At 46.3% G+C, this 13,211-nt stretch carries 10 protein-coding genes; all 10 read right to left on the reverse strand.

The window, feature by feature from the left end; all coding sequences use genetic code 11:
- Positions 1-45: 45 nt before the first annotated feature.
- Positions 46-1,005 (reverse strand): electron transfer flavoprotein subunit alpha/FixB family protein, encoded by a 960-nt coding sequence (locus B3V56_RS09140; protein ID WP_289284197.1) that lies wholly within the window; start codon positions 1,003-1,005, stop codon positions 46-48.
- A complete protein-coding gene (locus tag B3V56_RS09145; RefSeq protein WP_289283166.1) occupies positions 1,005-1,802 on the reverse strand; it encodes an electron transfer flavoprotein subunit beta/FixA family protein in 798 nt (265 codons plus the stop codon). The genes B3V56_RS09140 and B3V56_RS09145 overlap by 1 nt, the downstream gene beginning before the upstream one ends.
- Positions 1,803-1,850: 48 nt before the next feature.
- A complete protein-coding gene (locus tag B3V56_RS09150) occupies positions 1,851-3,239 on the reverse strand; it encodes a hypothetical protein (RefSeq protein WP_289283165.1) in 1,389 nt (462 codons plus the stop codon).
- Positions 3,217-5,349: a heterodisulfide reductase-related iron-sulfur binding cluster gene (locus tag B3V56_RS09155; protein ID WP_289283164.1), complete on the reverse strand. Its 2,133-nt coding sequence runs from the start codon at positions 5,347-5,349 to the stop codon at positions 3,217-3,219. Before B3V56_RS09155 ends, B3V56_RS09150 begins: the two co-directional genes overlap by 23 nt.
- Positions 5,350-5,442: 93 nt before the next feature.
- Positions 5,443-7,635 carry an FAD-dependent oxidoreductase gene (locus B3V56_RS09160; protein ID WP_289284198.1) on the reverse strand — a complete coding sequence of 731 codons (2,193 nt, stop codon included), beginning with the start codon at positions 7,633-7,635 and terminating at the stop codon, positions 5,443-5,445.
- 394 nt (positions 7,636-8,029) lie between these two features.
- Complete coding sequence (locus B3V56_RS09165; RefSeq protein WP_289281717.1) at positions 8,030-9,307, reverse strand: type II toxin-antitoxin system HipA family toxin; 1,278 nt, start codon at positions 9,305-9,307, stop codon at positions 8,030-8,032.
- A complete protein-coding gene (locus B3V56_RS09170) occupies positions 9,304-9,639 on the reverse strand; it encodes a helix-turn-helix transcriptional regulator (protein WP_289281716.1) in 336 nt (111 codons plus the stop codon). The genes B3V56_RS09165 and B3V56_RS09170 overlap by 4 nt, the downstream gene beginning before the upstream one ends.
- Positions 9,640-9,846: 207 nt before the next feature.
- A complete protein-coding gene (locus B3V56_RS09175) occupies positions 9,847-11,529 on the reverse strand; it encodes an APC family permease (RefSeq protein ID WP_289281715.1) in 1,683 nt (560 codons plus the stop codon).
- 148 nt (positions 11,530-11,677) lie between these two features.
- Positions 11,678-11,992, reverse strand: a complete 315-nt coding sequence (gene sugE / locus B3V56_RS09180; protein WP_091711153.1) for a quaternary ammonium compound efflux SMR transporter SugE — start codon at positions 11,990-11,992, stop codon at positions 11,678-11,680.
- A 53-nt stretch (positions 11,993-12,045) separates the two neighbouring features.
- Complete coding sequence (gene ribBA, locus B3V56_RS09185) at positions 12,046-13,197, reverse strand: bifunctional 3,4-dihydroxy-2-butanone-4-phosphate synthase/GTP cyclohydrolase II (RefSeq protein ID WP_289281714.1); 1,152 nt, start codon at positions 13,195-13,197, stop codon at positions 12,046-12,048.
- Between the last annotated feature and the right edge of the window lie 14 nt (positions 13,198-13,211).

Raw genomic sequence — 13,211 nt, forward strand, 5'->3', positions numbered from 1 at the left:
GCACCGGGTAAATAAAACACTTACCCGATGCCGGATAAAATAACGTTATTCAAAGTGTGTGCGCAATTCTTCTTCAATATCGAAGATATCCGCCACGATGCCGTACTTGGCAATATTAAATATCGATGCGCCCGGATCGGTGTTCACCGCCACAATGCTCGGCACATGTTTCATCCCTGCCATATGTTGAATTGAGCCGGATATGCCCATCGCCACATACAGCTTACAAGCACCGACTACCTTGCCAGATTGCCCTACCTGACGTGATTTTGGCAACCAGCCTGAGTCAGCAATCGGACGCGAACAGCATAATGTTGCTCCCGCCAGCTCAGATAATTCACGGAAGGTATCCACATTATTTTCTTCTGCGATACCGCGGCCGATAGACATAATAAAGTCCACACCCGTAATATCAATATCATCTGCGCCTTCCGGTTCAACATAACGCAGATTCTGACTGCGGCTGGTCAGCGATGTCATATCCAATGATGAAATCGTTGGCGAACCAGCATCTTCAGCCTGCTTAAATACGCTTGGGCGGATAGTCAGTAATACACAGTCTTTACCTGGGAAGTCCACTTCCACATTCACCTTTTGGTTATAGGCGGCACGGGTTGCAACTAGATCGTCACCATCATAAGCGAGCCCAAATACATCACTGGCAAAACCATAATTGCCTTTACGAGCCAGCGTTGGCGCATAACCCAGACTATCAACAGAATGCGGCATCAATACCACAGATGGTGTGTATTTTTCCATCAGCTCTGACACGGCTGCTTCCTGAATATCGGCATCAAAATCTTCTGTTGCCGTTTTCACCGCCACCACTTCATCAACACCTGCGAGCGATAAAGCACTGGTGTAGTTATCCGCATTCATCCCCGCCACTGCAACGATGACCTTATCATCTGCATGTCGCAACTCCTGCGCAGCGGAGATCACTTCCAGAGAATTCGGGCGTAATTCATTCTGACGTGTTTCCGCCATCACCAAAATCGTTTTCATTAGAGTTCTCCTCTGTATTCTTTAATTATCTCAGCCAGTTTTGCGGCCTGTTCTGCGGGTGTACCCTCAATCATGGTCGCCATACCTTTTTCTGGAATGTACATACGACGTACTCGTGCAAAACTCGCATCGGCGCCCACATCCTCGGCACTTAATCCAAAATCACTCAGGCTGATTTCTTCGATAGGTTTAGCAGCGGCTTGTTTGATACCGCGTAAAGAGGCATAACGCGGTGTATTAATACCGAGTTGAATGGTTAAAACCGCAGGGCAACTTATTTCCACATCCTGTGCCATTCCCCCTTCAAGTTCGCGGGTGGCGACAGCTTTATTGCTGCCTGGCGTATAGTCCAGACCTGCTACCACGGCGGCATGAGGCCAATTCAGATAAGACGATAAAGAAATACCGGTCGAGCCATTTGCATCATCAGACGACTGCACACCGGCAAAAATCATGTCCGGTTTTTCTTGTTCAGCGACCGCGGCCAGAATGCGGCCCACGGTAATCGAGTCGGATCCTTCCATCTCATCCGACCACACACGAATTGCCCGGTCTGCACCTTTAGCCAGGCATTTACGCAAACTTTCCTCAACCCGATCGGGCCCAACAGACACAACTACCACTTCCACGTCTGAATCCGCGGCTTCTTTAATGTTCATGGCCTCTTCCAGGGAATAATCGTCCCATTCATTCAGGTCATAAAGCAGAAAGTCCTCATCGACGTCCAATTGGTCGTCACGAATTTCAAAGTCATCGTCAAGTGAGGCGACTTCTTTGACTGCAACTAAAATTTTCATGCTATTTCTCCTAACTTTGCTGTCTACATCAGCTTTATTTGCAGTGAGTTACTGCTGGTATTGCCTGGAAAACCAGGTAAAAAGGCTGAACCGAACCGCCGGATCCGGATCGTCATATAAGGTCCATTTGTCATCAGCACTAAGTGCTCTGCTTTGGATAAGCATCATGCGATTCAGGTAATACGGGTCATCCAGCAGAGGCAATAAGGTCTGACGAATCGCCATTTTGTTGAGAATGACCGCCCGCCTGACATCAGCACTGATTGAATAGCTCAATCGCTGTAGCACTTTCTGCGGTGTTTTTGGGTTGGAGGCGACACCACCAAGCACGTCGATATCGTCCATATCGGCAAGGATGATCAAGGTGCTGGCCGGCGTATTGGGCTGATTTGCTACCGCAGCACGTACCCACACTTGTTCATCGTTAGCGAGTTGTCTGAGCAGAGCCGAATTGGTTTTTGGGTTTCTGGCCACAGCGCGACGAACCTCTTTGTGCTCATCTTGTGACAAGCTGTACAGCTGTGAGTCACTGAGTTTTGGATTAAGAGCCACCCATTGTCTGACCCAATGGTCCGTATCGGCTATCAGACAATTCATCATCTCAGCCGTCAGGTCTTCTCTTGCCGCTACCACACGCCTGACATATTCGGAATCATCTCTAACCAGCTGTTCCAGTACCCAAGCGGGCAGATTTTTATGACTTGCCGCCGCTCGCCTGACTGAATAACCCTTATCCAATGCCAAACGTGAGGTCAGTCGTTTATCAATATGTGGATTTGTCGCTAAATGACGCAGGATCAGACTGCTTTCCTGTTTCGCGGCAAGTGTAAAAAGTGTGTCCGGACATGCTTTATGAGCCACCACAGCAGCCTGAACAAACTCATTACCACGTGCGTATAAACGCATTAATAAATCAGCGGATGTTGCTGGATGGCTGGCAAGTTCAGCATCAAATTGATCGGCAAATTTCTCAGCGACCAGCGCTAAGGTCTCGGCGTCAGTATTGGGATTTTTCACTACCGCACGCACTAAATCTGTCGCCGTGCTGCTATGCAAAATCTGCCACAACACCTCGGCACTGGTATTGGCATGCTTAGCAATCAGGGTGATAAAACTGATATCTGCTTCATCACGGTATAAATTGCTTAGCGTCTGAGTCTGTGTTGCCGGGTTTTTATCAATACGTAAGCGAACGGCCTCATCCTCTACATCAGCAAATAAGGCCAGCACTTCAGTAGGCGTGTGTTCCCAACGTGCCAGTTTAAGTACATCACGACGCTTTGCTGTCAGGAGCTTTGCCAGTGATTTTTTATCATCAATATCGGCCAGGCCATACACTGCTGCAGCGCTATAAATATCGCCGCTGTCGAGCGCGACTGAGATTAACTCAGCCGCAGAGCCCGGCATCGAATCATTAAGCTGCGTCTGCATCTTCATCAACAGAATCATCGTCAAATTCCACGCACTCAGTGATAAGCTCAATCAGCTCTTTCACTTCAAACTTGCCTTCATAACCGGCGGTTTTACGTGCGTCTTCAAACATGGTGAGATCTTTCGGACACGAAACGATAAATACGTCCAGATCCTCAATTTCACCGGCTTCATGAATTCGGTTTTCAGAGGGTTTTTGGATGCCAACAGGATCAGGAATCCAGATACGTCCACCACCGGCACCACAGCAGAACGAGTTATCACGATTACGTGCCATTTCCACCAGGTCACAACCGAGCATTTTGATAATGTCACGAGGCGCATCATAGCCTTTGTTGTAACGGCCTAAATGGCATGGATCATGGAAAGTGACCATCAGATCTAGCTGTTTTTTCAGCTTCAATTTTCCTTGTTCTAACAGCTGTTTAATCACCGTGGTGTAGTGGTTAATTTCAAACTCGCCACCAAAGTCCGGGTATTCATTACGGATGGTGTTAAATGAATGTGGATCGGTGGTGACAATGGATTGGAAATCACACTTTTCTAATGTGCTGATATTCGAGGTGGCCAGGAATTCATATAGCCCTTCTTCACCGACGCGACGAATATCATTACCGGCATTCATTTCGGCTTCGTATAACAAACCAAAATCAACACCAGCCTGACGCATCAGTTTTGCAAACGATTTGGTCACCACCTGATTGCGTGGGTCAAAAGACGCGTAATCGCCGACAAACCACATCACATCCACTGGTTCTTTACGGGCATCTTTGATGGTGAAAGGTAAATCTTTAGTCCACTTCGCCCGTTTACGTTTAGACTCGCCCATCGAGTTACCGTTTTTATGCACGGATTGCAGCGTTTTTTGCAGAATCGGCTCCATATTGCCTTCATCCACTAACTTACGACGCATCTGCACAATAATCGGCACATGCTCAACCGCTACCGGACAGATTTCCACACAGGCCAGACAGGTACGACATGACCACAGCGTTTCCATAAACACCTGACCGATATCTTTACCATGTACATCCAGCTCGGCTTCGTCCGGTAACTCTTTTTTCTGTAAGGTATTATTGGCAAACTCACGCAATGACAGAATCACATCACGTGGTGATAATGGTGCACCCACTGCATTAGCCGGACAGGCTTCATGGCAGCGGCCACATTTGGTACAGGCATCCAGATTCAGTAAGTTTTTCCAAGTCAGATCGGTAATGGTTTTAACCCCAATCTCTTCCTGATCTTCGGGCACCATCGGTAAACGACGACCGGCCATAGGGTCGCGAAACATTAACGACGCCGATGCCGTAAAGATATGTTTCACTTTGGTAAAAGGAATCAAAGCAACAAAGGTTAAAGCTATAAAGCCATGGAACCACCAGAGTCCGGTACGGAAATGCCCTGCCGCTTCCGGCCCCATGCCAAGAGCATGTAAGGCATTAGCAATCAGTGCACCCACTGGAGACCACCAGCGGTAATCCCATACAGTGGCATCATTCATCAACCAAATCAGACGTGAGGCTTCAAGCAAAAACCCCGTAATCAAAATGATGATAAAGCCCCATAAAAATGCCCAGTCTTCACGACGATAAGCACTGCGGTCGTAGTCAGGATCGGTCGGTTCACGATCGGGACGTTTGTAATCTAGTTTAGGTAATTTCAGCCATTTTCGGCGATACATCATGTATAAAACGCCTGCGATAACGGCTGTTCCGGCAATGTCGAGTACCAGTGAGAACCAGAGGTAAAAGTCGCCATACCAGAATTTAAAGCCAAATAATGGCTCTAAAATATCGTATTCAAGTGTGATGGTCGCTGTTCCTAAAAACAGCAAAACAAATCCAAAAAATATACCGGCATGGGCTTTGCCTGCCGCCCTGTCACGGCGTTTAATCGTGCGGTGTGTCAGCATGGTTTTGACCATGTCACCAAATCGTGCAAGAAATTCGCCCCAAGCCGCATCAGGTTGACCACGACGGTATTTTCTTACCTGAACGTAACAACCATAAATAAAGACGGCGATAGCGGAATAACCAAACGCATAAAAAAGGTAAATGGATGAGGTCTGAAAACCTTGAAATAAAATCCGAGTAATCTCTTGTGCTTCGTTCATGACACACCTGCAAGCTTTTTTGGAATAGGAATAAGTGATTGCTGAGGTTGGAAAAGCGTGCTGCCGTTAGCGACAGCACACTCCTTTTCCGGTCTAGATCTTGTATTCGATCTCGTGGTTACCACCTGGCATATGTGGTGTTCCCCAAGAAATCGTTTCGCGTTTGTACGGCAATGGATATTGAGGGTTATCTTCCTCGATTTCCCTTGCGATACGCTGGCCAGTAAATGTCGCATCAGCAATCAGACGAGGCGCTTCAGCATCACCAATCAGGTAAATACCTTTGATGCCGTTTTCATCCCATTCTGCTTGACGCTCTTTGAGTTCTTTGTACAAGGCATTGTCAGAAGAACGACCTGTCACCAGCACTAAAGAATCAAATTCCAACCAACGGTGAGTCTTGTTTTCTTCACGTGGGAAAACACCAGGACCACGATAGCTACGTTTAGAGCCATCACCCCACAGGTTATAGATTTCCAGGCGATTCTTCTCGATACGTGTGCAGAAGTGATCACCAATTTCTTCAATACCCAGCTCATGTAGACGACGCATCATGTTTGGATATTCCAGAGTAAAGTGCATGTAATTACCCAAATGAACACCTGATACAACCGTTACTTCATGGCCTTCAGTAGCTAATTTTTCAGCCAGACTTGGTGCCATGAAATAGCTGTCTGCATTCAAAATAACCACGCGTTTGCCAATTTTCTTCTCACCCGATAACACTTGTTCTGGTGTCAGTTGTTCTGGTTGAGACGCATCCGCACCTGGAATTGGTGCATGTGTCAGACAGTTATTACCATCACTATTCCAATGTGAACCAGTGGCGATAACCACTTTATCTGCACCGTATTCCAATACATCATCAGCGGTCAGTGGTTTCTGACCCAGCGCAATCACATTGTGTTTGTTTTTCTTAACCAACTTATCGAGCTGAGTTTCACGATAATCGCGGTGATATCCCCACTCCCCTAGTCCAGGCAGTGTGACAACCTGGTTTAGATGACCACCTACTTTTTCAGCTTTATCGTATAAGTGAACGGTGTAACCACGTTCCATCAATACACGCGCCGCTTCTGAACCAGAAGGACCTGCACCCACCACCAGCACCGAGTCTTCTGAACCTGCTTTGGCAAATTTCTCAGGATGCCAGCCGCGACGATACTCTTCACCGGCTGTCGCATTTTGCGTACAAATCATTGGAGGGCCACCGATTTCCCAACGCGAAATACAGACATTACAACCGATACACACACGCACATCGTCGTAACGACCTTCTTCGATTTTCTTCGGCAGGAATGGATCGGCAATTGAAGGACGTGCTGCACCGATAATGTCCACGATACCCTTGGTGACGATTTCCGTCATTTTTTCAGGATCGGTATAACGGCCAACGCCCAAAACAGGTTTCTTGGAAACACGTTTCACATGCTCAACCCAAGGCACAGTATGACCTTGTTGATAGAAACGTGATGGGCCAGCGTCTTCACCCCACTCAGCAATATCACCGACAGTGATATCCCACAGGTCAATAAAGTCATCGGCCAGCTCAATAAATTTGATGCCGTCTTCTTCTACTTCAATCTGGTCAGGGCCATAAATGGTGTCGATAGCAAAACGGGTTGCAATCGCACAATCATCCCCCACCGCTTTACGGACTTTTTCCAGTGTTTCCACCCAGAAACGAGCACGGTTTTCTAATGAACCACCATAACCGTCAGTGCGTTTGTTGTAATACGGGTTAAGGAATTGCAGAGGCAAATAGGAGTGAGCACCGTAGACATAAACGATATCAAATCCAGCATCGCGAGCACGGTAAGCGGCGTCAACATAGTACTGCTGCACCATCTTGATATCATCAAGATCCATCTCTTTACAGTAGCTTAATGTTTCAAATTCTGAGGCGAACTGACTAGGGCCACGAGGCGTTGCCCGGGTTTCCATATTCGGTGCATGAGCGGCGCCGTACCACATTTCGATACCGGCTAAAGCACCATATTTGTGAACTTCATCCGTCATCGCACGTAAATTACGGACGTCACCTTCATCCCAGATACGTGCTGACAGACGATGGGTATCATCTGATTCTGGATGGATTGAACAGTATTCGGTGTTCATTGCTGCCCAACCACCTTCCGCTTTCATCGAACGATGTGCTGCTTGGAAGCCTGGTCGATCTGAACCGGCACCAATGCAATGGGGAACCTGATAAAACCGATTACGCAATGTTTTTGGACCAATCTGAATTGGCTCAAAGAGTATGTCGTGCTTAGGATCGCGTGCCATTATGTTTCTCCCTATTTTATGAGTATTGGCAACGCTATTTTCAGTTCCACAGCCCATCTCAACAATTACTAAGAGGACTTACTTCCTAGGTAGTACGAATCTCAGAGGCAGCTGCTTTTTAGGGAGTATAGCCAACGATAAATTAGCCACGAACATGTTGAGAATTTATCAATTTTGATCCAAGTATCCTCTCTAAACATGACCAATTTCATTATTTAAAAAAATTGATTAAATTGAGAAACGTTGTGATGATGAGTGAAAAAAGATTAGACAGGTTCTCATTCCTTTTTTTAATTTAAACCATACACCAAGGGAATGAGGCAAGGTAATAAGCGAACACTCGAACCCTATTGATTCGTATCTATATATCAATTATCCGTTAGCTGAGAAACCATCATTGTTTGGCTTCAATCTTAAAATCGTCCTGAAGCTTAGCCCAATGCATTCTAAGGCCTTCTTTGTGTGCTTCGTCCATTGGTTGCATTTTCAGCGCTTCAGGCCATAGCTCTCTAGCTTTTGCCATTGTGTCATCTAAATGAGGCTTAATCGCTCGCCATGGAATGCCAGATTTCTCTGCCCATGACTGAAAATGAGTCATGGTGACGGTATACCATTCTTTGGTTTTACCGAGGTTGAGCGCATACTTGGTTTCATTTTCGATATACACACTCGTTGTAACGATATCGTATGCAGGAGAAAGTCGCGGCGTCACCTTATCAGGATACAAAAAGCTCCAGTTTTTTAGGTGTGCATCGCCATTTGCCAAAAGAATATTCACCAGTAATCGTCTTGCGAACTGTTGCACGTCTGCAAGGCCGTCGCCAGAAAAGTCATAAATGACTTTGCCGATATTCTCATAATTGGCTGAAGTGTATTTTTCGTGCGGGTACTTCACTAGAATTTGTGCAAAGTCTTCCATGTGAATGCGCTGGTCATCATTACGATCAAATCGCTTAATGGCAAAGGCTTGCTTTTCATCGGGTAAGTTAATTTGTGGCAGATTATCGAGCTTATCCAGGTCAACAAGTTTGATCTCAGGAATATCAACGCCGACCATACCCGCCAGTGACATAGCAGTGTATTCATTCAGTGGCACAAACTTGTGCTTGGTTGAGGGCGTTTTGATGATCCAATCACCCAGCACGTTGCCTTTAGATAAGTTATAGCGTCCATCCTTTTCCTTCATGGAAAACTTCATTTGCACGCCGGCCAAGGAAAACTTGTTTTCTTGGGTAACTTTATCGAACTTAACCGCCTTAGCCTTTCCGTGAGTGCTCAGGATGTAATCAGGAATATCTTCAGGTTCCATTGGCATAGCTTCGATTGCTCCCGGCAAGTCTTCGCCAAGGTACGAGAGAATGTGAAATTCATTATCAACGTGTACCTTCAGGCCTTGTGCAATCAGTTCGCGCAACGAGCCTTCTGGCAGCAGGTTTGAAAGCACAGGATGCAGCCGTTGATTCCGAGGCCATGGCTCGGCCATGAGTTTGGCTGCATTCGGAAACGAAGGGTGAGTGATAAGGCTGAATGTCGGGCGCTCAGGGTCATTTTTAAATGAGTCTGCAATGCTCAATACATTGCGGCCATTCTTAAAGCCGGCGAGATAGCCGACCAGTACGTCGTGGATGGAGAGCTGTAAGACGTTTACTTCATCATTGCTGTCTGTGCTCATTCATTTTCTCCCAACAATCCCTGCCATGGGTCATCAGCTAATGAGCTACTTTTTTCTTTGTCTGTCGGATGTGGATTGGTTGATGTCCCTGTTGGTGACAAGTTATCGTCAGCCAGTACTGCCAGCACAGCATTTAATTTTTCCTGAGGTATCAGCAGTAATTCACTTTTAAGCCCCTTGGCAATAAGTTCAAGCGTATCAAGACGTGGATTGCCTTTGGATTCCAACCGCTGATATTGCTGGCGTGATATACCAACGCGCAGCATCATATCGTGCTGCTTGAGTTCCAATGCAATACGGCGTTTTTTGATCTGTTCGAGTAGTGAATTCATAATGAAATATATAAGTTGCTATTTACCAATAAGAAACATATTAGTTTCTTTTTTACGTGTTAGCAATATATAAGTTTCTTTTTGAACTGGAAAGTGATTCTCCCACAAAAAGCAACATATAAATTGCTTTTATAGACATGCTTAGAAATCAAGGGCTCGGCAAACTGGATAAGTAGTTTCTATGCCTTATACCGTTCAATCAGATAGTTAACTAACTACAAACTGAATCCCACCCACCAGCAGCACGCTAAACAGCAAGACCAGGTAAGGCCACCGACCGGCTTTACGAGACGTTCCTGCTGTGTTGCCAGCTTGAATATCTTCCTGCATGGATTGGGGTAACTGACCTTTATCAATCAGGTAATGCCGCCAGCAAAATAATGGGATACTCAGGCTCGCCAGAATCAAACCACTCATCAAGGTGCCACTGCCCCATATATTGGCGCCCAACGCCATAAAGGTAATATTAAAAAACGCCATGACAATACCCGCAATAAATAAGACTTTCGGGGTTCGATAACAGCGTTTCCAGTCAGGTCTGTCGATACGGTGAATCCAACCGGCATTGAGAGTCAAAAAGTTAAAAATGATGTAACTGACACAAGATGCGGCAAGCAAAAATACATAATCAGACAGACTGAGTAACATCAGGTTAACGATAAGATTAGTCCACATCGCACGGGTCGGTGCACCGTGCTGATTTACCTGAGATAAATATTTAGGCAATAAGCCATCAATAGAACCCTGATATAAGGTGCGAGAAGATCCGGACATCGTGGTCATAATCGATAACATCAGTGCCAGCACCAGCATCACGACAAACATATCGACCATAATGCCGCTGTTACCCAAAATGCCGTAGAGCGCATTGGCAATGCCCATCCCACTATAAATATCGGCAGCTAACATGCCGTCATATCGTGCGGGCTGGATCACTTCGCCTGCGGCATTAAAATGCTGTGGTTCAATCATTTGTCCCAGCCCCATATGCCCCTGAAAGGTAAATGGAATCAGTACAAAAGCAAATAAACACAGCAAGCCTGAGTAGAGAATGGCGCGATAAGTATCACGGCTGGGGTCTTTAAACTCACGGGTATAACAGACGGCCGTTTCAAAGCCATACGTTGACCAGGCAGCAATAAACAGTGCCCCAGCCACTAAAGACCAGCCTTTAATATCCCAAACACCGGGTATTACATAACCATCAGCGTCATAGGCAAGCGCTGCTAATGGATAAAAATTACTCATGACCATATCACCAGTAATCAACGGCACAATGGCAATCAGCATCAATGGGGCCAGCCCGGACAGGCCAATAATCATCATCGCTTTGGCGGAGCGTAAAATGCCGCCGTTTTGAATAGCAAAAACCAACACCATTAATACGGCACCGATAATAAAGACGGCGTTGATTCGCAGACAAAGCCCGGCTTTAAGAAAGCTGAGATCGAGTAAAGTGATTTGCCAGGTATTAATCACCGCATCCGGCGGATAGGTCACGTTCAGAATATAACCGGCAGCCAGGGCAGAACCAATAGCCAGTACCGGCCCCCAAGCAACCCAGTTACACCAGATACACAGTGCGGCTACCCATTTACTGTAATTGGCCCAGGCAACCGAGCTGTGCACAGAGATACCACCGGTTTTATGCGGGAATAATCCGGCAATCTCAGCGTAGGTAAAGGCTTGTACAAGCCCGATAGAAATAGACACAATCCAGATTAACCAGGCAGGTTTACCGACTGTGGCAGCAATGGCTCCCATTGAAAATAACACTAGTGCCGGTACACCACTGGCAAGCCAGAAAGCACCGGTCCAGTCGATACTGCGGTGTAATGAAAAACGATTGTAGAGAGAAAGTGTTATCGGCCGCTGAGCTTTATTTTCCACCGTCTCTGACCTCACTTAATATTTGATGACACCATTGCCAATCAAAACAAGTAGTAACATACCACGCATCGTATTGTCAGTGATGGTTAACGCTAATCTGTATCTAACGACACTTCGGTGGGTTCAAAAAAACAGTCTTCCACCTGTTTTAGTGAGAGAGTTTCAGCCCGATGATACCCGATAGAATTAATAAGATACTGAACAGACGTGCAATGGTGGCTGGCTCAGATAAAAATACGATACCGAAAATCACCGTGCCAATCGCACCTATGCCTACCCAGACACCATAGGCAGTGCCTAGTGGTAACGTTTTCATTGCCACACCCAACAACCATAAACTCAAGGCAACGGTAACCAGAGCCAGCAGACTGGGGCCTAACTTGGTCAGACCTTCTGAGTATTTCAATCCCGCCGCCCAGACAACTTCCAGTAATCCCGCTACTACTAATGCTAACCAAGCCATATTAGCCCTTTTTATTAATCATTAATTGAGACCTAACCAGCCAACAACATTTTTTATACAACGTCTGATGCAGCAAGTTTTTCTGCTAAGTCATCTGGTAACACATAGTCTGTGACACTCAAGCCAAAGCCACTCATTGATGGCAGCTTTCTCGGCCAGGTCATCAGCCGCATTTCAGTGACGCCTAAATCTCTTAAAATCTGAGCACCAATGCCATAGTGTTTAAGCACATACTCATCAGCATAATTTCGATCAGACTGAATCAGTCGTTCCCATTCATCTTCATCACCATGAAGCAGGACCAGTACACCCGATCCTTGTTGCTGAATGTGCTGCATCGCCTCCGCCACGCTCCAGGTATGTCCGTGTCGGTCATAATCCAGCAAGTCCATACTATTAAACGGTGCATGCACTCTGACTAATGTTTCTTCACCAGCGACAGGAGTACCGTAGACCAATGCCAGATGTTTCATACCGGTGGTTTTATCTAAATAATCGTGGCGACGGAATGTTCCCAGCATGGTTTGCATTTCACGTTCATTTAAGCGAACCACATTTTGTTCATGCTGGTGACGATAAGCGATAAGGTCAGCAATGGTGCCGACTTTTAAATCATGCTGTTTGGCAAATTCGAGTAGATCGGGTAGACGGGCCATCGTGCCATCTTCATTCATAATTTCACAGATAACAGCCGCAGGTTCATGTCCTGCTAATGCCGCTAAATCACAGCCGGCTTCTGTGTGTCCTGCACGAGTCAACACCCCACCCGCCCGAGCCATTACTGGGAAAATATGTCCAGGGCTGACAATATCTTCAGGTGTGGCATTCGCTGCTACGGCTGCTTGGATAGTCACAGCACGATCTTGTGTGGAAATGCCCGTTGTGACGCCTTCAGCTGCTTCAATCGACAATGTAAAATTGGTTTCGAAACCCGCTTTGTTTTGCTTAACCATCAAGGGTAAGTTTAATTGTTCGCAGCGTTGCTCAGTGAGTGTCAGGCAAATCAGGCCACGTGCATGCATGGCCATGAAGTTCACTGCTTCAGCAGTGACATGACTGGCCGCCATAACAAGATCACCTTCATTTTCACGGTTTTCATCATCCATTAAGACAACCATTTTGCCCTGTCGAATATCCTCAATAATCGCTTCTGCACTAGCGATTTGTGCAGGTTGAGAATAAGACTTCAACTTAGATTGTGGCATGAGGATATAACTCC

Origin of the sequence: Methylophaga sp. UBA2513, assembly GCF_002341285.1 — a bacterium.
In the GTDB taxonomy this organism is placed as follows: Bacteria; Pseudomonadota; Gammaproteobacteria; order Nitrosococcales; family Methylophagaceae; genus Methylophaga; species Methylophaga marina.

Excerpts from the sequence above, each read along its gene's own strand:
- B3V56_RS09145 (WP_289283166.1), bottom strand. The coding sequence starts at position 1,802 with ATGAAAATTTTAGTTGCAGTCAAAGAAGTCGCCTCACTTGACGATGAC.
- ribBA (WP_289281714.1), bottom strand. The coding sequence starts at position 13,197 with ATGCCACAATCTAAGTTGAAGTCTTATTCTCAACCTGCACAAATCGCT.
- B3V56_RS09170 (WP_289281716.1), bottom strand. The coding sequence starts at position 9,639 with ATGAATTCACTACTCGAACAGATCAAAAAACGCCGTATTGCATTGGAA.
- B3V56_RS09155 (WP_289283164.1), bottom strand. The coding sequence starts at position 5,349 with ATGAACGAAGCACAAGAGATTACTCGGATTTTATTTCAAGGTTTTCAG.
- B3V56_RS09165 (WP_289281717.1), bottom strand. The coding sequence starts at position 9,307 with ATGAGCACAGACAGCAATGATGAAGTAAACGTCTTACAGCTCTCCATC.
- B3V56_RS09140 (WP_289284197.1), bottom strand. The coding sequence starts at position 1,005 with ATGAAAACGATTTTGGTGATGGCGGAAACACGTCAGAATGAATTACGC.
- sugE (WP_091711153.1), bottom strand. The coding sequence starts at position 11,992 with ATGGCTTGGTTAGCATTAGTAGTAGCGGGATTACTGGAAGTTGTCTGG.
- B3V56_RS09160 (WP_289284198.1), bottom strand. The coding sequence starts at position 7,635 with ATGGCACGCGATCCTAAGCACGACATACTCTTTGAGCCAATTCAGATT.
- B3V56_RS09150 (WP_289283165.1), bottom strand. The coding sequence starts at position 3,239 with ATGAAGATGCAGACGCAGCTTAATGATTCGATGCCGGGCTCTGCGGCT.